This window comes from Halobacterium sp. KA-4, assembly GCF_021028995.1.
Lineage (GTDB): Archaea > Halobacteriota > Halobacteria > Halobacteriales > Halobacteriaceae > Halobacterium.
In genome coordinates this window covers 1-18,842 of sequence record NZ_JAJJZG010000015.1, presented here as the reverse complement: position 1 = coordinate 18,842, position 18,842 = coordinate 1, and the positions used below count along the sequence as shown (strand labels likewise).

Sequence of the window (18,842 nt, the reverse complement as noted above, 5' to 3'; positions counted from 1 at the left end):
ACACGATGGTGAGCGGACGGCGACGCCCGTTAGAGCGTCGCCGTCCGCCTCCACGCGACCGGTTGTTCGCTTCGAGAGACAAAAGAGATTCTTCGGCTGTTCGGCGTAGAACGCTCGCATCAAGCGATCTTTCAGTAGGTACATCGGGTATCTGATAGCGTTGGCGACCCGCCAACGGCGAAGCCGTCAAGGGTCGCGGTTGACGAGACCGCTATCAAGATTAACGGCGAGTGGTCTTGGTTGTACACTGCAATCGATCTTGACACGAAGTTGATTCTCGATGTCGCGTTATTTGAGCGGTATGGCACCGATCCGGCGGCTGCGTTCCTGCACGGTCGCCGCGAGAAACATGACTTCTCGGAGGCGGTGTTTCTCGTCGATCGGTTCGGGCATTGGACTGCCCTGGCTCGATTAGGATTGAACGGTCGGGTTGACTATATCGACCGGAACCTGATCGAAAAGTGGTTTCACACGCTCAAATGCGTATCGACCGTTTCCATAACTCGTGGGTGGGCAGTCGGTCGAGCGCACGCGAATGGTTTGAACAGTTCGTGCATTACTACAACCATCAGAGACCGCACCAATCGCTCGACGGAAACACGCCGGCCGAGGAGGTGCTAAACTAGACAGTGCCCGGAAACAGATTTTCCTATTGTTCTGACAAACTCAGGTTATCCACTCGTAAGCAGGGGTACACGAGACCGCTCAGTCCTGCGAGTGATCGCCGTCAGACCTGTGCATTACTCCCAATCTTCGCAACACGTCTTCTCAGTAAAACGAAGAATCTGCGACTTCGGGAAGGCATTCATCTCGTGGAATTACAGGCTAAACATGTAAACTCAGGGATTTCAACAGAGCCGCATCGGACATAATGTTGAGGCCCGAAAAATTTGCTGTGTTGAATAGATGCTGAGTTACGGTCACAGCGGCTCACACAGCGGTTCTATATTGATGATGGCGAACATCAAGACAATCTCACGGAACTGTCGATACCAGCCCAGCGCTCGCACGGCATCGCCGAGCGAGCGCTTCGTTGTCGAATACGATGTTTCGGCCATCCACCGCTGAGAGTAGCCCTTTGCCCGGTTCAGAGCATTTTTCGCGGCTGCGTTCGCTGACGAGCCGCGATAATGAACGAGGTACTCAACGTCATATGCGGCGATCTCGTACTCGGTGTGCCAGTCTTGGAAGCCGTTGTCGGCGGCGACGGACTGCAGGTCGTCCGCGTTTCGGCGGACGACCTGCGGTCCGGTCTTCGTGTCATGCTTCCACCGAGCTGCGATGTGAACGTCAAGCACAGCAAGCGATTCCACATCAGTTAATGTCGTCACTTTCAGCGTCTGTATCGTCCGTCCTGCCCGCTGACGAAAGTACGAGGACGCACGTCGCCGGTCGAAGAACGTGCTGTCGAGCGCAGCAGCGCCCGCCACACCCACATTTTCAGCCGATCAAACGACTTGTAGAGCGTCGTGTGATCGGGAAGATCGCCTCGATCTAAGTTGAGAGCGTCGCAGATCTCAGCCATGTACTTCAGCCGGTTCGGCGTTTCGCGGTAGCTGTGGCCGTCTTCGACCCGAAAACAGTGGAGAACGACGTGAACCCAGCGGGCGAACCCGCCGCTGGCGGGTTCGCCCGCGTGCTTTCCCAACGCTTGTTTAGCTAGGTCACGACACTGCTCGATGAAGTCGAGGAGATCGATCTCCATACCAAGCTCGATTTCCTCGGCTTCACCCTTCTAAACCACCGATATCGGTAGATAAGATCGCTATTCAACACAGCAGAAAAATTCGACCTGAAACTGGCCTATCCTCCGAAACTGTGCATCGAGAAGCTCCGCGACGACGATGCACCGATATAGCGTTTGAGAAGTAAGAAGCAATTTGGTGATTTTCCAAATGTCGACTTCTTTTGCAGTGGTCGCCTTGAGATCCGCGCGGTTGAATTCGAGATGTTTCACAGCGTCACGAAGTACATCGCTTTTTTTCTCTCACTGAAATTATAGCTTTTATTATACACAAATTTTATTGGTTTTGAGGCTAACAACCGACTATGGTTAACATTGGCAATCCAACTCTTTTCTTGACAATATCTATTCTTTCAATGCTCCTAATTTCAGCCTATAAGCTGTATAAGGGACCAAATTGGGGTTATTTCTTCGGTGGAATATTAACGTACCTGGCAGTATTACCTCTAATTATTACGAACGTCTTTAATTTCTCGACTAACACCGAGCAGTTCTTATTTGGAGCCGGGATCGTTAGTGCATTCCTTGGAGTGGTAATTATTCACAGAACCAAGTATTCCTCTAAAGGCCATCGACCTGTTTAATCCCAAGAGATCACGCAGATTGTTGATCCCAGCTCGATACAAAGGTGTGAATTCGACATAAGCGACAACGATACCAATGGGGTTAGAAAATCCATCGGTTCACTAGTATTACGCACGATCAGTTCTTGCTGATAAATAAGCGTAAATACATTATTGATAGGAGATTCATAAGGAGTTTGTGGTCAAATGTTCACTCTAGAGACATGTATCAAAATTATTAATTACCTATTCCTCAGAGTCTGCGAGTGGGTCAAGTAGCGGTGTTCAGATAAAAACTGAACTCGAACCAACCAAAAACGACGTTGCTGAGTTAATAGACGTTAGCATATCTGGTTTCCGACGGCTTCGTCCTGAATACAATTATTTTTCGTCACGCAGTCAGTACCTGTTTCACAATTGATGTCAAACACAGCTGACGCGCCGACGGCGTTCGTACAACCGAAACAGGCTATATTGAGTATGCCAGAAGTTTGAATACAGCCATAACAGGCCGTTAGTGAACCGATCCCGGCAGAGACTTTCTTAGCCACACACGTATAATTGACATTCTCACAATCTTCGTATTCCTGATAGCAGTAGCAATTTTCATCGTGGTTCTGTGTTCCGATGCGATCGGAACCAGAAGAGGATGACTTAACTTTGGTCATCGTTTTGGGGCCGCCGTCCTCAACGATCGTCCGCTTTATCTCAACATCACTTCCAGACTGCCCTTGGACAGAAACGTCACTGCTTTCTGTGTCAGGGCCAACCTGAAAAGCCTCTACGTTACGGATTCCAGAATCAGCAGGGATGTCGCTAGAAAGACTGTTTATACCAGTATACATAATACCAGATTCCCTGTCATCCACACGCTTTTTTTGTTTTCCGGTGGATGAGAACGGGAAGTAAGCCATTGTTCGTTTCTCACCATTAGCTTCCGTAACCTCCCAGGCTTGGGCCTCTTCGCGATTGTAACGAAGATCTTCTTTTTTCAATAACTTAAACAATATCTTGGTATCATCCTCCTTCTTGAGGCGTTTCAACGTGGATTTTCGGTCTTTTCCTGAAATTTCGGTCACCGTGATGTCTGATGGGTCTGCCCCATTTTCGGCGGTATCTGCACTGGCAAGTCCAGTGGCACCTCCGAGAGCAACACTTGAGGCACCAATGCTCTTCAACACATCTCGTCGCGGTATGTTATCTTTGACCACAAGTCAATGTATTAACCATAACACAAATACCTTTCCATATAATATGGTATTATATTAAAGCGAGTAGCCCTTGAGAACGCCGCTGAAATCCATATAGTGTAAATCATGTCTCAGATTCCCATAGAATGATCTATGGCAGTACCCCCGAGTATGGGGGGTGATAAACTACGCTCTCAATCTATCTGTTTTAAATCGGGGGCTCTGTAGTTTCGGTACACGGCGGTCGATTTCACGGATATCGGACGCTCCGACGGAGGTTGTAGACGGTGGCTTTCAGCAGCATTTCGCGGAATTCTAGCCACCAGCTACGCGCACGCACGGCGGAGCCGAGCGTGCGCTTGATCGACGAGAAGACGGTTTCGGACATTGAACGCTGGTGGTACCGATCACCGTCCATGCGGGCGTTGTGGGCGTGATCGAGTGGATTCATGATTCGGTGTTTAATCAGCGGTCTGATGCCGTTTTCGCGGAGTTCATCGCGAAAGGCTTTGGCGTCGTAGCCGCGATCAGCAGCAAGGCTCCGCAGGTCACCGGCGTTGCGCCGAGCGACCTGCGGGCCGATCTTCGCATCGTGTTTCTTCGAGGTCGTCGAGTGGATGTCGGTGATGTACAGCGTCTCGACATCCACGAGTGCGGTGACTTTCAGCGCTCGAACGCGGTAGTTCGTGCGGTTGGCGTAGTGGCGGCTGGGCTGATCACGGTCAAAGCCAGTCGAATCGATAGCAGCGTGCCCGGTGTGTTTCTCGGCCGACACGCCGAGAAACGCACGCCACGTCTTGGTCGAAATCCGCTCAAACCACGTGCGAAGCACCGTGTAGTGTGGGAGTCTGGTGAGTCCGATCTCTTCAAGGACGCCGGGCATTTCTGAGAGCAAATCTACCGCGACGCGGTAGGATTTGCCCAGCTCGATGCGGAGTGCATGCACGGTGAGCATCGCCCATTCTGCGAACCCGCCGACCCCGAAGGGGGAGGCGGGTTCGTCCGGATTAGCGACAACTGATTTAGCCTTAGCCACCGTAACACGCGTGAAGAGACGGATTTCGGATGTCACACCGATCTGTCTCTTCGCTTTCTACGGCAATAACGCAGTCGTAGCCGTTGCGTCTAGCGAAACTACAGAGCCCCATTTTCTACTGTTCCTCTCCGCTCAGGTTGGGCAACTTTTCATCCCACTAATCGTTCTGGGCGTGCCAGTCATCACTGCTATAACACCCTCAAACTAAGCTACCTAAGATCTATGTATCGTTGTTATACGGTAGTGTCGGATGATCTTCGTGGTCGGGTTCTGGAGGATATTGTATAATACGCCATAACCAGACATCCTTATGATCGATATTTTCGAGTGGCTCAACTGACTGCTGCTGGAGGGCCTCTTTAACCGGTTCTGGATAGGATGAAAAGGGGGGTATCATATCTTCGCCTCGCGCCTCGAACTTCGTCAGTAAGTTATCTACGCGAACGTCACTCTCAAGTACCCAATCTAACCACTCAGCTTCGTCACCAACCTGTCGAGCGTATTTGTCTGATAAATTGTTGTAGTTCTCAATCGCGTTAACATATTCCGTATATGCGTCATCCAATCCTAATTCTACCATTCCCCAGTAACAGATCTCTCCAGCTGGTGTGAGTTTGTTAGTGAAGCTCGTTCCTATATCCGAAACAGCTTCTGCCTTGATCAATCCTATATTGCGAGCCTCTTCGACCCGGTTAGACACCGTATCATGGCTTACTGCTACTTGAGATACTATTTTTTTGAATCGGGCATTCTCAGGACCAATTGCGAGAATTAACCCAATTGCGCCATCTCTCTTAAAAAATTCCGCGATTTGATTGGTCATCACGTAAGTCGTAGAGGGACATCAACTAAGATTTTGAGTCTACTCAGAATCTGAGTGATATCTGGTTTGGAATTGGCTCACCAGCTGAGGGGTATCAGAGATAGAGTCTACTCAGCGAATTCTACTTATTTGGCAGCCAGACCTCGCGTCATACGTGAATTTGTTTCCGGAAATGACACCCATACTCTTTACTCAGATTTTGAGCTACTATTCAACAAAATAATATTTTGCTATGAATCTCCCAGATACCCCCTCCTCCCCGGTCACAGGCCTTGGAAAGCAAGCAGATGAGATCATCGACGAAGAGACAGAATGGATAGATTTCGTTGATGAGTTTGACACCGACCGATTTGAACGACGAGACAGATATCCAGATTGGCACACTGCCACACCGTTTCCACGAATGTTTCTCGCATACGTGTGGGCGAAAGCCGAAGATGTCTCCTTGACGACGATCCCGGACCAACTTGAAGCAAATCCAGAGTTGGCCACTGCTATGGGTTTTGACCTCGACGATCTTCCCTCAGAAAGCACGTTCAAGCCAACGCGATTAGATGGAGGACGATTCGAAGAACTTCAGTCACCCGTGGAACGGGGAGTGAAAGAGATTCGAACACTTGCTGCTGAACGAGGCGCACCAATCGGGAATGATCTTCTCAAAACATCGGACGGCGAAGACAAACAGTCGCTATCAAATCGAACCGTCCAACGCTTGTTGCGAAAGAAGGGACAAGAGGTGCTTAATGAGCTGAAATCAGTAGCCATCCCTTCAATCTCACTCTCCCGATCAGATGACGCGATCTACGACGACGATGAATTACTCGTCTTAGAAGCAATCGCGTCGATCAAGCAGCAGGCGGCACACGGTTCGGGACAGAAGCTGGGTGACATGAAAAATCCAGATCCCGCCGTTGATGACCCGTTCTACGAGGATGGTCCATCTGGTGAGACCCTGTTGGAGGCTCTCAAACACATGTCCGTCGATGATATTGCGACCGTGCTGAATTTCGCTCTCCGAAAGACCTACACACGCGCGAAGCCCCGAATCAGGGAGCTCGAACACGATAACGGCTCACGGTTTGGGACTCGGACAAAGGTCGCGCTGGACATCACGTATGTTGCCTACTATGGCGATCGCGACGAGATGAAATGGGTCCAGGGCGCGCCAGAGGGAAAGGGATACACCTGGTGTCACAAGTTCGCGACGGTCGTGATCGTCGGCGAGAACACTCACTACGTCGTGGGGGTGTGTCCGCTTGGAAGTACGGACTACGCCGCAACAGACGCGTATCCCGGCAAGGGTAATTCCTACTATATCGGGGATGTTGCACGACGGCTCCTTTCGATCGCCGAAGACTACGTCGACATCAGGATGGTGTACGCCGATCGTGAATTCCACGCTGTAGACGTCATTCAGACGCTTACTGACAAGGGGTTGGACTACGTGATCCCTGCTCAGAAAGATCAGCATCGGATTGGACCGATGTGCGACCGGTTTGACCAAGTGAAGCAGGGGTATCACGAACCGAACGACACCCCGCTGTATGTCGAGGAGGATTTCGTCATGCACGGTGCAGTGAAGGGTGGCGTCTCAAACCACACAGTACATACGACCGTTGCCGTGTTACCCCCAGCGGAAGATGATGATGTCCATGAAGAGGGATCGCCACAGCCGTTTATCACCAGTCTCGATGTGAGTGACGAGGTCGCACTCGATCGGCGCTGGGCGAAAAAGCAGATTGAACAGTACAGTGACCGCGGAGCGATCGAGAACTCGTACTCGTCGATCAAGAACGCAGCGGCGTGGACTACCTCGAAGGAGTTTGGAGTACGGTGGTTCCATTTCGCTTTTGGGTGTGTGGTCTACAATATGTGGCTGTTAGTCGATTTCCTCACACAAGAGCGCATTGGGGTCATTGAAACCCGGAAAAAGCCCAGAATCACACTCAGTCGGTTCCTTGATTGGCTGGACAAGGAGTTGATCACACTCATTTAGAACTCGGTCTAAGCTAGCCCTTCGCGAGAGGCATCACTATTTGCTGAAGTAGATTTCGACCGATAAGTTTGTTTAGTATAATAATTCTAGCTCTATGATAGCAATTAGAGCGTAATCGCGGCTATTTCTAGCGGGTACTGGTCCGAATAGCGTCGATCCCGTGAACGTTTTGCCCGGCATTCGCAACTCCACTTAGCCCAGTAGTTGAGACCAGTCATCTCAATGCATAGAGTTTCGCCATGTCTCGGAGAATGGTTTTGTTTGGTTCTTGATTACACTCTATTCTGCAACGGCTGTTGGGTAGGTCTGCGAATGTACCGCTGGAATTTCTACCAGTTACAGATGATGTTCGGCCGTCGTGCAAGATACAGGGCGCGAATGCGATATTGATTGCGAACCAATCTACAGAGGATAGGATCAGTCAATACAGAAAAGCAGGCACCGTTTTCTTGAATCCAGGGATGAGTGGCTGATCTCTACATTGAAGGAACCAGACCACTCAAAGCACCTTGTTAAGCGGTATTGCTGTCTACTGGGTTAGAGGGGACTCACATGGTACCAGCTCACTCCCAGTGCTAATATGAGGAGAATCATTGACGGGGCGATGTCCGTAGCAGGATCTCCCATCCGAACGTGCGTGACGACTGCTCCGACCATCGTTGCGACGACGAGTAGGCTTCCACCGAGGGCTAAGACGGGTGTCACGAAGAGGCCCGCCACGAGTACGACTCCCGCAAGGAGTTCAATACTGCCCGTCGCCAGCCGGAACCACTGCGGATAGCCGTACCGCTGGAACTCCTCAATCTGTGACTCGATACCTCCTAACTTCACTCCTCCTGCACCAATCATAGCGAGAGCCAACACCGATTGTACACCGAGGAATGCCGTGCCGAAGAGGCTCATTGATAAATCACCGTCAGATAGTCCGTCTGCATGTCTGTGATCAGGTTGTCTTCCATCACTACATACCCAGCTATGAGTTTGGAAGCCAAAAGCTACCAAGTTAGGAGTGTAGTTGTAACTACCGGATGTGGAAGTGAGAAAATTGACTCACACTTTAGAGTTACCCCCAAAGGTTCGGAAGGTAAGTTACAAACGAAATGCCCGCTGAACTCGTGGTTCGACCCCGATGTCAACTGATGTAGTAGACTCCGCGTCTCTTGGAAACAATTTTTACTTATGATATTTATTGAAATAATGCAGAAGTAGTTTTATTCGCCTGCTGCCCACTCTACTGCTTCGTCGATATCTTTGAACCATTCGACTTCGACGTCATTTTCGACCTCAACATTTGCGGACACAGCCATCGCTTTCAGTCCCTCTGAAACGAGCGCAACACGTTTAACGCCTCCAGCGTTGTCCCCCCACTCATTTGCTATGTACTGTTGGGTTTCTTTCGGCAGATTTGTATCTTCACTGAACACTGCAACTGTACCAATGATATCTGATTGGTTCGTTCGCTTGTCGTAGTGTTCTGATACACTTTCGAGCGTTTCCTGATCGTAACCATCCCAACCAGTCAGTAGCCAGACGCCGACATTGTCACGTCGCTTTTCGAAGTCCCATGGCCAGTCTTCTTGATCAGGCAGTTGGTTTCTCGACATACAATATCGTATTCCCTGTTAAGAACAGTTAGTTATCGATTAGTGATCCGAACAGAGCTTCGGCATCGGCTGGCGTGTCGAAATCGTGGAAGTGCTCGCCTTTCTCTTTCGTGAGAATGTTGAGCGCGGCTGCGGCACCGTCGCCTGCAGAGATGACAGCTTGCCATTCCTCAGCGCGTACCATCGCGCCCGTCGCATAGGCGTCTTCGACCGACGTCTCCATCGTCACATCGACATCGACGACGTTCTCGTCAGTGAACGCACAGCCGAGATCATCGGCAAGATCACGATTAGCTCCTGTTGCAAGGACCACGTAGTCTGCAGCGTGGTCGTCTTCGTCTGTTTTAACGGTAAACCCATCTGTGGTGGACTCAACTGCTGTAACAGCAGTGTCTTGATGACGGTCAACTTCGAAATCATCGACCTGTTCTCGGAGCGTGTTTATGTAATTCGTTCCGCCAATAGACCCGATTCCCGGGTAATTGAACAGATGAGCTTTATGCAGCCACGTCTGATCGGTATCGAAGACGACGGTATTGAGGCCGTTCTTTGCGGTAAACAGTGCTGCGCTCAGGCCAGCGGGACCACCACCGACGATGATGACGTCTGTCATTGTTGGGTTAGTCTCTCTCGTTGATTTCAAGAACCTTGCCAGCCGCGATGGTCTGACCCATGTCGCGGACGGCGAAGCTTCCAAGTTCGGGGATTTCACTCGATGGTTCGATGCTGAGGGGCTTCTGCGGTCGGATCGTGACCACAGCGGCATCGCCCGACTGGATGAAGTCGGGGTTCTCCTCGGCGACCTCACCGGACGAGGGATCGATCTTCTGGTCGATGGATTCGACGGTGCCGGCGACCTGCGCCGTGTGGGCGTGGAGGACCGGCGTGTAGCCGGCGGTGATCACGCTGGGGTGTTGCATGACGACGATTTGGGCTTGGAAGGTCTCAGCGACGCTCGGCGGATCGTCAGCAGGCCCGACGATGTCGCCGCGGCGAATGTCGTCCTTACCGATGCCGCGGACGTTGAACCCGACGTTGTCGCCCGGTTCGGCTTGGGGGACTTCCTCGTGGTGCATCTCGATCGTCTTCACTTCGCCGCCCACGTCGCTAGGCTGGAACGAGACGTTGTCGCCGGTGTTCATGACGCCGGTCTCGACACGTCCAACAGCGACAGTACCGATACCGGAGATGGTGTAGACGTCCTGAATCGGGAGCCGAAGCGGCGCGTCCGACGCTGGCTGTGGCTCGGGCAGATCGTTGAGCGCCTCAAGCAGCGTCTCGCCATCGTACCAGTCTGTGTTCTCGGAGGCGTCGGCGACGTTGTCACCCTCGAATGCGGAAACGGGAATGAACGATGCATCGTCGGTGTCGAATCGGACCTGGTTGAGGAGTTGCTTGACCTCCTCGACGACCTCCTTGTACTTCGCTTCCTCGTAGTCGACGAGGTCCATCTTGTTGACAGCGACAATAAGCTCGTCAATTCCCAAGGTGCGGGCCAAGAAGACGTGTTCCTGGGTCTGGGGCGCGACGCCATCGTCAGCAGCGACGACGAGGACAGCGTGGTCAGCCTGGGACGCGCCCGTGATCATGTTCTTGACGAAGTCTCGGTGTCCCGGTGTATCGACGATGGTAAAGTCGTACGCCTCCGTCGAGAACTCCTGATGGGCGATGTCTATCGTGACACCTCGCTCACGCTCTTCGGCAAGGTTGTCCATGACGTAGGCGAACTCGAAGCCGCCCTTGCCTTTCTCCTCAGCTTCCTCGCGGTGTTGTTCGATGACGTGCTCGGGGACGCTCCCTGTCTCATAGAGAAGTCTCCCCACGAGTGTGCTCTTGCCGTGGTCGACGTGGCCGATGATAGCCAGGTTCTGGTGGGGTTTGTCAGTACTCACTGTATCGCTAACTACGGTTTTAGAAGTTAAAAACTACCAAGTTAGAAGTGTAGTAGTAACTATCGGATGTGGAAGTGACTGAGAGGGGGTATCATTGGATGTATACCGTATTATCAGCTGTGTTCTCTTGCGGAGAGAACTCAGTTATATAATGAAACGCTCTTCTAGAGGAGATTGACCCTATGAAAATCCTGCTACTAAGCCCCTAGCGCGTGAGTCAACAGATAGTGGTTGAGTGAGATCGCCTATCAACAGGTGTCTCAATCATGTGGTATCGGACGAATCAAGCGCTGAATGACCAAATACCAGCCAAGGAGGTGCTGAACTAGACAGTGCCTGGAAAAAGGAAATAGCGCTATTTTGCTCTTTGCGAGAGTGACGTTTTACGTGTTCGATTGGCCTCCGTCAACAATGAGCGACTCGCCGTTCACATAGCCAGCGAGGTCGTCTGAGGCAAGATAGAGTGCTGCACCCGCGACGTCCTCGGGCTGACCGAGCCGTTCCATCGGTGTGTTCTCCGCGCTTTCCTGCGTTGCGATCGGGACATCGTCTTTGGTCATCTCAGTTTCAATAACGCCTGGATGAATTGCGTTCACTCGAATACCCTCCGGCCCGAGTTCGTCTGCAAGGGAGTACGTAAGTAGTCGTACCGCCCCCTTCGTGGTGTGATAGACCGAGAACGTCGCCTGACCAATGATGCCGGCGACGCTAGACATGTTGATGATGGCGCCCCCGTCACCCTTATCGAGCATTTTCTTTGCTGCGGCTTGCGCTCCGAAGAACACACCTTTGACGTTTATGTCCATCATTTGTTCGTATTCATCTTCCGTCACCTCCACGAAATCCTTCTGACGGAAGATCCCGGCATTGTTCACCATGATATCAATCCCACCGAACTCATCTGCCGCGTCCACCGCCCCAACAAGGCTATCGGTGTCTGTAACGTCGCATTCCACGAACTTTGTATCAACACCATACTCGTCTTCAACGAGTTGGTGGGTTGGTTCTCCACCTTCTCGTGGAGTCTCTTGAATGTCCGCAACTACGATATCTGCCCCTTCTTCAGCGTAAGCATCCGCAATCGCACGACCATTCCCGCTTGCGGCACCTGTTATTACTGCAACTTTTCCATCGAGGAGTTGTCCAGTCATACAGGTTTACTACGGGATTAGAAGTTAAAAACTACCAAGTTAGAAGTGAGATAGTAACTACCGGGTATGGAAGTGTTGATGCACACTCACACAGCTCAGTTATTGGCACGATGATGCGATTTCCACAACATACATTACTACTGGATTCGTAGTGAGTTGCATGAGTGAATCTAAAACGGAATTGCAATCAAAACAGCGGGGAGCGGTCGATGGGAGTGAACTCTTTTCACTTCTCGGAAAGGCACACACGCTGGCGATTCTCCGCGAACTCCTCCTTGGAGACAACCAGCCGGTTCGATTCGGCGAACTGCAAGAGGCCCTTGATATCTCCCCGAATACGCTGTCTCGACGGCTCGACGAACTTGTCGAAGTCGGATTTCTTGATCGCACGCAGTACGACGAGATTCCGCCACGGGTAGAATACGAGGCGACAGAACCATTAGAAGAACTCGAACCGACCTTCCGAGAACTCGAAAACTGGATGACTACCCATGGAGCAGAACAGCTTGATTGTCCTGAGTAAGCTCCTCAGTCAAATTGTTCGACAAACGTGTTGACCACCTGGATTTCATCGTCAGTAATTGCGTGGCCCAACTCTTCGTAGAGTTCAACAGTAACGTCTCCATCAAGTTGTTCAAACACGGATGCAGTTTCGTGAATACGCTCAGCAGGAACATACGGATCGTTCCTGCCACACCCAACGAAGACCGGTGTGCCATCAATCGTCCCGTCGTACGTATGGCTCGTTTCCGGTCCGAGTAGACTTCCAGAGAGTGCAATGAGTCCACCGTAGCGACGTGGGTTTCGGGCAGCGTATTCGCTTACAAGACCTGCGCCTTGAGAGAATCCGAGGAGGACCACACGCTCGGAGGGGATGCCGGCGGTAGTCGCCGTTTCAAGTGCCGTTTTCACACGGGCGAGTGCGGACGAAAACCACGGTTCATTCGCTTCTATTGGTTCATAGCCCGACCGGGGATACCACGTGCTCTGAGCTGCCTGTGGAGCGAGATACATCACACCGTGATGCAGAAACTCGTCTATAAGCGATAAGAAACTCTGAGCGGTCGCGCCACGACCGTGAACCATGATCACGGCTGCGTCGGCAGCTTGCGGGGGGGCACCGGCTGATTCGATCGGTTGTCCTCGATGCAGGTCATCACCCGACTCGGAGGAGTGGGATGATCGAGTCATTAGTTCGGTTTGAGGGCTGGTGGGAGTTCGAGCGGTTGAAGCTGTCCTTCGATCATCTCGCGGTCCTCTTCGAGCGAGGGGGGGAGGTACAGCGACTGCCCGAGCGTGTCGGTATCGACGTCGAACGTGAGTCCCGGCCCCTCGGTGGTGAGTTCGAACAGGATACCGCCGGGCTCGCGGAGGTACAGCGAGTGAAAGAAGTGCCTATCATGCACTCGTGAGACATCGTAGCCACGGTCTCGGAACAGGTTATGCCATTCATAGAGTTCCTCTTCGTCCGAAATACGTACCGCCACGTGATGGATCGAGCCGACACCCTCGCGGCCGAACTCACCGTCTCTGTCGAGGAGGTCAACGATGGCTGCTCGGTCCCCCGGTGCCTGATACCGAACCCGGTCACCCTCCTGGTCTACGAGCTCGAAGCCCAGCGTGTCGAGCACACTTGCGGTGACGAAGATGCTCACAGAACGGATCGTCACACTGTGGATACCCCGAATCGCGTGCTGGGTCGGAATCGGTCCGTCCGGCCACGGTTTGACCGACGAGTCGCCGGTGACGAGTTCAAGTTGCGTTCCGTCTGGGTCGGTAAACCGGAGGACAGTTTCGTCGAATCGTTCGAACGGGCCGTCAAATTCGATGTTGTGAGCGGTGAGTCGATCACTCCAGTACTCGATCGACCCGGGAGGAATGACAAGCGCGGCAGTGGTGATCTGTGGCTGTCCAATGCGTCCGTCTTCCTCTGCGGGATACGGGAAGAACGTCAAGCTCGTGCCGGGCGTGCCGGTTTCGTCGCCATAGAAGAGGTGGCGCGTGAATATCTCGTTGAAGTTCACTGTCTGTTTGACGAGGCGTAGCCCGAGGACTCCCGTATAGAAGTCGAGATTCCGCTGGCCATCCCGAACGATGCCCGTGATGTGGTGGATACCCGGCGTGTCTGTTACCATTAGATGTGTTTTGTGTTTATTTTAAGCGGGGGAACCGGCAGTAGCTGTTTACCGGCCGATGGTTCCCTGGTACGTAAGCGGTGCGTCGGGGTTGATGAGGAAGGCAACGAGCAACGTCTCTTCTTGGGCGGTGACTGTCAGTTCCTCTGCACCGACGAGTAATCCCTGTTCTGTCCGGTCGAAGGTCGTCTCGTTGGCCTCGACTGCGCCTTCGAACACGTAGAAGTACGTATCCCATCCCGTTATCGAGGGCAGTTCGACACTCATTCCCTCGTCGAGGCGGACGTCATAGAAGTTGACGTCGTTGCGCACGTAGAACGGTGCGTCGGACTCTTCCGGACCGAAGAGATGTCGCCACTCGTTGGCGACGGGATCCGGAACGGGACCGTGCTGGATATTCGGTTCGAGATCGACCGTGTGCGGTCGGACGAAGATCTGGAGGAGCCGCAGCTGTGGGTCATCTTCGAGTGTCTGCTCCTCGTGCCAGAACCTGGTCCCGGCGTTCATCACCATCAGGTGTTCAGAGTCCATGACTAACTCGTTGCCTGCCCGGTCTCGGTGACGCATCACGCCGGTCGGGACGTACGAGACAATTTCGTCGTTTTGGTGTGGATGCATACCAACGAACGTGTCCGGATCCAAGATTGCTTCGTCAACGCGAGCGAGCGGTCCGTAGCCGTGGTCGTCATGGTCTGGGAGGAGTCGCCCAGGGTAGTTGGTATGCATTCTGAACTTGCCCTGATTCTGCGTGAGATCTGTGCGAGGGGCCTTGTAGAGCGCTGTATCATTGCTTACTTGCATTTCTTCACCCTATGATACGGCTTTGGAAGTTAAAAGCTACCAAGTTAGAAGTGCGGTTGTAACTACCAGATGTGGAAGTGAGACGGTTGATTCAGAGTTGGTTCCTCAGGACAAACAAAGTCTGTGTACTGCATCTATCCTCTGTATTCCCACGCCGCGCTTGACAGATGCTAGTAACATAATCGCTATTCTGGTATCTGCTTGACCTGTATTGATCGGTTGGACGGATTCTTGAGTGTGTCGTGGCCAGTATCTCGTAGTGACTACGGTTCGTGAGTCTCGCCGAGCTGTCTTCCGACGAATCGCACGACGGTCGCACGCTGACTGGCCAGTATACGATTCAACACCACTGTACGACCAAACCTCGCTTGCCGGGTTGGAATCGGACGTTCGCATCGTCTCGGGAATCTGGTTCAAACACGACACTCACGACTCAGTTGAGCAGTTCGTCTGCTCGCTCCCGTTAGCCTACTTCCGGTTCGAGGCCCACGACCGCTACGCGAATACAAGACGCTACAAGATGGATGCGCTTTTTCGGGTGTTCGTTCTGAAGGAACTCTACGGATGGGATAACGAGACGGCACTCGTTGAGTACCTCAATTGTCGTCCAGAACTCTGTGAACAATTAGACCTGGAGGTAGTACCGGACCAATCGACGCTGTGGCGCAGCTGGCACAACCGATTCACTGCCGAGCTTCGCAGTACAGTCGAGACAGCTGCGCGGACCATCCTCATCAAAGCCCAGAACGCGGGTGTCGCTGTTCCGCGCGAACCAGAACGGCACCTTCCATCTCACCACAAAGAGGACGAACCACACCCAGACGATCAAGCTGTCCTCGACGAAGCGGCACCGATTACGGACCACGTCAGTCGCGTCGTCTTCCCAGCGTTCTCGTTGGATCGTGGTGAGGGCTGTGAAATCCACCAGAACGCCTTCTGGGATTTACAGACGTATCTCGGACTTCGCGAGAGACTGGCTGCGAACGAAGGGGCTCGCAGTTTCGTCTATGAATCGACGCGTGACCGGACACCGCTGGGGCACGCCCATCGCGAGCACATCCGCGACCTCTCGATTCCACAGGTCCGAGAGATGTACCGGCAGGCCATCAATCGGCTCCTGAACGAAGTTGCGGAGACAGAGCAGTTCTTCCGAGCTGGGATCGTCGCCATCGACATTACCGAAGCTGACCCCTTCACCGGTGATCGAACGGGCCACGAGGATGAGATCATCGGCACGAAGGAGAACACCGACGAATACGCCTACCAGTGGGCCACTGTCCAGTTGGTCGGCAATGCGGTTCCAATTGTGCTGGATGCTCGTCCAGTTCGGAGGGGTGAGTCACGCAAAGAGATCGTCGAAGACTTGCTGGACTCTACCGAGGAACTGGTCCACGTCGATAACGTCCTGATGGACCGGGAGTTCGATAGCCAGCACGTCCTGGAGATGATCAGCCAGCGCGGGCTGTCGTATGTCGTCCCGAAACGGATGCAGACCAGCGAGAAAGCTCAGGCAAAGCGGTTGCTCCAACACGGCCAAGATCGGTACGAGACCGACCGGAAGCTCCACCTCGGGAACAACGAGTGGCACTCAACGACGCTGATCTACCGGCGCAAAGAGAACGCTGAGCACGACGACCACCGGCAGTACTCGGTGTTTATGACCAATACCGTGAGCGGATTTCTCACTGAGTACGGGTATCGGTGGGAAATCGAGAGCGGCTATAGGTCGATCAAGCGATTCATGGCAGCGACGACGTCGAAGAATTTCGGGCTGCGATTCTTCTACTTCGCGTTCGCCTGCCTGCTGTACTCGATCTGGAGAGCCGTCGATTTGCTCGTGCAGGTCGAGTTAACTGACGAGTACGAGCATTCGCCGATTGTGACAGCGGATAATACACTTACACTCTTGAAGAAGGAGACGGGAATCGGATAGACAGCCGCTCAGGCCGGCCAAATGCCTGTTCTTGAGTGGTAACACTGGGTATATTCTCGAAAAATCGCTGAAACAGTTGAGCAGTGAACAAGAATGGTGTTCTCAGAGACTCCCTAAGTCTGATTCCGTGACGAAATTCGACTGAAACAACGCATCACGGGCCCGCTAAACCCCCTGTAGTCTCAACTTCCAACTTAGCCAGATAGATATAGCGCCATACAATTCATAAATCCCCTTCTCCCCCCTCTTCTTCTTCCTGTGGGATAGGGACCGAATCCACATCAGCAATCCCTTCTGCTGCCTTATCCCCGAGCTTACCGGCCTCTATATGCGAATATCGTTCCCTGACCATATCCTCGGAGTTGTCCAAGTACCGTGCTGCGACAGTATATCCGAACGAACGAACGAGGATCTCCCCCATCCCACGACGGCCACCGTGCGGAGCGAGGTACTCGTGGTTCGCGTCCGAGATATCGATGTCAGCTGCATCAGTTAGCCGTTCGAGGACGTTCCGAGCCCCCTTCGTCGTCATCGAATCTGGCCGGATGTCCTCATCGAGTGCGAGCAGTAGGTCACGGTTGTTATCGCGGCGGTCTGCGATTTCCTCGTCAGCAAGCCCACGGTCAGCCAACCCTTCTCGAACTAGTTTCCCCAGGCTTCGAGCGTCGAATGTGGGGAAGACCGGCCATCGGCCAGATGGTGGATCGAGTAGGTCCTGATACGCTGTGAGCGGCTGGATGACTGGTTTCGGCAGGCTGGCAGTGTCCCACTGCTGTTTCTTCCGATAGACAGTGATACTCCCGTCATCGGTGTTGACTTCTTCCCATCGAAGACCACGTCGACGAGGGTCAGATGGGTCCCGGAGTAATTCCCCACCTCGGACTGCAGTGTAGGCGATCACGTACACGAGCGCGCGGTCGCGAGCGGCTTTGATGGCGTGATACCGGAGAGTCGGGTTGTCCTGGTCTGCGTCAGAATGCTCGTTGTAGGCGTCGTTGAATTGTTGAATTACGTGCTCGGTGAGTTGAAGCCGGTGTTCTGGACTCCATGCTTGCTGGTCTCCGGGCCGACGTCCATCATCATCTGGCAGGGGGTCGCGTGCTGTTGATCGGTTCGCGTAGTGAGCGTCGAGGTAGCCTTCTGTCACGCACCAACCCGTCCACGAGGAGAGATAGGCGTAGTACGTTTGGGCAGTGTTCTGCTTCAGGCCGCGCTCGCCGGCGAGATACCGCGCGTACTCACGATAGACGGATTCGGTGAGGTCTCTGAACTGTAGGTCGCGATCTGTGTCGGCTGGGAGGATGCCGGCCCAGGTGTCGGGGCCACGGTCACCGGCTGTCCACTCGAGGAAGTGGTTGAGCTCTCGTTCGACGTTCCGCCGGTAGTGGCCTCCTTCCCCGTCTCGACCCTTGCCGATGTCCTTGAGGTAGTGCTTGAAGCTGGCCTCAACGGGTGTATCGCCGGTTTTGCTACGTGGCAAGACGACCACCAACAGGAACAGACTCGATTTGTGCGTTTGGGCCAGTTCGCCGCTGAAGTGGCGGTGAAGGCCTGCTCTGTGCGAGATCCATGTTTCGTGCTTCACCGACGGCGTCGGGGTACTAAAAATTGGGTGTGATTATCCAAATAATCACACCCATTTGGTTCGGGAGAGTGTTTCGACGTTATCCGGCGGTAGAGGTTGTTTGTGGTCGGGTTTACGCTATATGCCAGTCTGATAAACTGTATGTTACAATATAGAATTCCCCCCAATCTGAAGGCCGACAGATTCGGCGTTTGGATTTCTACAAACCACCAATCGGACAATACATCTTATGATCAACACGGGCCGAGTCAGGACTTCCTCCTTTCTTTCCGTTATGCGCTTAACTCGGCCGTTCGTGTTGTCGTGGTAGCCAAATCGACGTAATCAGGGTCATGCATTGGATTGAGTGCCTCGCCAGGAAGAGTGGAAGTAGTCAATTCGCATAGTGC

At 53.0% G+C, this 18,842-nt stretch carries 15 protein-coding genes and 2 pseudogenes; 4 read left to right on the top strand and 13 right to left on the bottom strand.

Annotated features, from left to right (window positions below):
* Positions 1–10 precede the first annotated feature (10 nt).
* A pseudogene (locus LPA44_RS13685) lies at positions 11–626 on the top strand (IS6 family transposase); the annotation flags it as partial.
* A gap of 294 nt (positions 627–920) precedes the next feature.
* Here the strand turns inward: LPA44_RS13685 and LPA44_RS13680 are convergent.
* The 4 genes and pseudogenes from LPA44_RS13680 to LPA44_RS13665 all read right to left on the bottom strand — a co-directional run bounded on the left by LPA44_RS13680 (position 921) and on the right by LPA44_RS13665 (position 5,356).
* Positions 921–1,705, bottom strand: a pseudogene (locus LPA44_RS13680) (transposase).
* A gap of 943 nt (positions 1,706–2,648) precedes the next feature.
* The gene (locus LPA44_RS13675; RefSeq protein WP_230890097.1) at positions 2,649–3,518 is read right to left on the bottom strand and encodes a hypothetical protein; all 870 of its coding nucleotides are present in this window, start codon (positions 3,516–3,518) and stop codon (positions 2,649–2,651) included.
* 229 nt (positions 3,519–3,747) lie between these two features.
* Positions 3,748–4,569 (bottom strand): IS5 family transposase, encoded by an 822-nt coding sequence (locus tag LPA44_RS13670; RefSeq protein WP_230890096.1) that lies wholly within the window; start codon positions 4,567–4,569, stop codon positions 3,748–3,750.
* Between the two features lie 184 nt (positions 4,570–4,753).
* Complete coding sequence (locus LPA44_RS13665) at positions 4,754–5,356, bottom strand: hypothetical protein (protein ID WP_230890095.1); 603 nt, start codon at positions 5,354–5,356, stop codon at positions 4,754–4,756.
* Between the two features lie 232 nt (positions 5,357–5,588).
* Here LPA44_RS13665 and LPA44_RS13660 point away from each other — a divergent pair, with 232 nt between their 5' ends.
* Positions 5,589–7,352 (top strand): transposase, encoded by a 1,764-nt coding sequence (locus LPA44_RS13660; RefSeq protein WP_230890094.1) that lies wholly within the window; start codon positions 5,589–5,591, stop codon positions 7,350–7,352.
* Between the two features lie 537 nt (positions 7,353–7,889).
* Here LPA44_RS13660 and LPA44_RS13655 read toward each other — a convergent pair.
* The 5 genes from LPA44_RS13655 to LPA44_RS13635 all read right to left on the bottom strand — a co-directional run bounded on the left by LPA44_RS13655 (position 7,890) and on the right by LPA44_RS13635 (position 11,999).
* Positions 7,890–8,255: a DoxX family protein gene (locus LPA44_RS13655; RefSeq protein WP_230890093.1), complete on the bottom strand. Its 366-nt coding sequence runs from the start codon at positions 8,253–8,255 to the stop codon at positions 7,890–7,892.
* A gap of 308 nt (positions 8,256–8,563) precedes the next feature.
* Complete coding sequence (locus LPA44_RS13650; protein ID WP_230890092.1) at positions 8,564–8,956, bottom strand: hypothetical protein; 393 nt, start codon at positions 8,954–8,956, stop codon at positions 8,564–8,566.
* A gap of 28 nt (positions 8,957–8,984) precedes the next feature.
* Positions 8,985–9,569, bottom strand: a complete 585-nt coding sequence (locus tag LPA44_RS13645; protein ID WP_230890091.1) for an FAD-dependent oxidoreductase — start codon at positions 9,567–9,569, stop codon at positions 8,985–8,987.
* Positions 9,570–9,576: 7 nt separating this feature from the next.
* Entirely contained in the window at positions 9,577–10,848 is a 1,272-nt protein-coding gene (gene tuf / locus LPA44_RS13640; protein ID WP_230890090.1) for a translation elongation factor EF-1 subunit alpha, read from the bottom strand.
* A 383-nt stretch (positions 10,849–11,231) separates the two neighbouring features.
* Positions 11,232–11,999, bottom strand: coding sequence for an SDR family oxidoreductase (locus LPA44_RS13635; protein ID WP_230890089.1), 768 nt, complete (start codon positions 11,997–11,999; stop codon positions 11,232–11,234).
* A 160-nt stretch (positions 12,000–12,159) separates the two neighbouring features.
* On the opposite strand from LPA44_RS13635, the gene LPA44_RS13630 reads away from it, so the two are divergent.
* The gene (locus LPA44_RS13630) at positions 12,160–12,522 is read left to right on the top strand and encodes a winged helix-turn-helix transcriptional regulator (RefSeq protein WP_230890088.1); all 363 of its coding nucleotides are present in this window, start codon (positions 12,160–12,162) and stop codon (positions 12,520–12,522) included.
* Between the two features lie 5 nt (positions 12,523–12,527).
* Here the strand turns inward: LPA44_RS13630 and LPA44_RS13625 are convergent, their stop codons facing one another.
* Genes LPA44_RS13625 through LPA44_RS13615 form a run of 3 tightly spaced genes read right to left on the bottom strand, consistent with a single transcriptional unit; the run spans position 12,528 to position 14,935 of the window.
* Positions 12,528–13,190: an alpha/beta fold hydrolase gene (locus tag LPA44_RS13625; RefSeq protein WP_230890087.1), complete on the bottom strand. Its 663-nt coding sequence runs from the start codon at positions 13,188–13,190 to the stop codon at positions 12,528–12,530.
* Positions 13,190–14,134, bottom strand: coding sequence for a VOC family protein (locus tag LPA44_RS13620; RefSeq protein WP_230890086.1), 945 nt, complete (start codon positions 14,132–14,134; stop codon positions 13,190–13,192). Before LPA44_RS13620 ends, LPA44_RS13625 begins: the two co-directional genes overlap by 1 nt.
* Positions 14,135–14,182: 48 nt before the next feature.
* Positions 14,183–14,935, bottom strand: coding sequence for a pirin family protein (locus LPA44_RS13615; RefSeq protein WP_442903397.1), 753 nt, complete (start codon positions 14,933–14,935; stop codon positions 14,183–14,185).
* 259 nt (positions 14,936–15,194) lie between these two features.
* Here LPA44_RS13615 and LPA44_RS13610 point away from each other — a divergent pair, with 259 nt between their 5' ends.
* Positions 15,195–16,868, top strand: a complete 1,674-nt coding sequence (locus LPA44_RS13610; RefSeq protein WP_230890084.1) for a transposase — start codon at positions 15,195–15,197, stop codon at positions 16,866–16,868.
* Positions 16,869–17,091: 223 nt separating this feature from the next.
* Here LPA44_RS13610 and LPA44_RS13605 read toward each other — a convergent pair whose 3' ends face one another.
* On the bottom strand, positions 17,092–18,348 hold the full coding sequence (locus LPA44_RS13605; RefSeq protein WP_230890083.1) for a tyrosine-type recombinase/integrase: 1,257 nt from the start codon (positions 18,346–18,348) through the stop codon (positions 17,092–17,094).
* Positions 18,349–18,842 lie beyond the last annotated feature (494 nt).

What these genes read in the sequence shown, in the direction of transcription:
- LPA44_RS13665 (WP_230890095.1), bottom strand. Translation starts at nt 5,356, where the DNA reads ATGACCAATCAAATCGCGGAATTTTTTAAGAGAGATGGCGCAATTGGG.
- LPA44_RS13660 (WP_230890094.1), top strand. Translation starts at nt 5,589, where the DNA reads ATGAATCTCCCAGATACCCCCTCCTCCCCGGTCACAGGCCTTGGAAAG.
- LPA44_RS13655 (WP_230890093.1), bottom strand. Translation starts at nt 8,255, where the DNA reads ATGAGCCTCTTCGGCACGGCATTCCTCGGTGTACAATCGGTGTTGGCT.
- LPA44_RS13650 (WP_230890092.1), bottom strand. Translation starts at nt 8,956, where the DNA reads ATGTCGAGAAACCAACTGCCTGATCAAGAAGACTGGCCATGGGACTTC.
- LPA44_RS13645 (WP_230890091.1), bottom strand. Translation starts at nt 9,569, where the DNA reads ATGACAGACGTCATCATCGTCGGTGGTGGTCCCGCTGGCCTGAGCGCA.
- LPA44_RS13635 (WP_230890089.1), bottom strand. Translation starts at nt 11,999, where the DNA reads ATGACTGGACAACTCCTCGATGGAAAAGTTGCAGTAATAACAGGTGCC.
- LPA44_RS13630 (WP_230890088.1), top strand. Translation starts at nt 12,160, where the DNA reads ATGAGTGAATCTAAAACGGAATTGCAATCAAAACAGCGGGGAGCGGTC.
- LPA44_RS13625 (WP_230890087.1), bottom strand. Translation starts at nt 13,190, where the DNA reads ATGACTCGATCATCCCACTCCTCCGAGTCGGGTGATGACCTGCATCGA.
- LPA44_RS13620 (WP_230890086.1), bottom strand. Translation starts at nt 14,134, where the DNA reads ATGGTAACAGACACGCCGGGTATCCACCACATCACGGGCATCGTTCGG.
- LPA44_RS13615 (WP_442903397.1), bottom strand. Translation starts at nt 14,935, where the DNA reads ATGCAAGTAAGCAATGATACAGCGCTCTACAAGGCCCCTCGCACAGAT.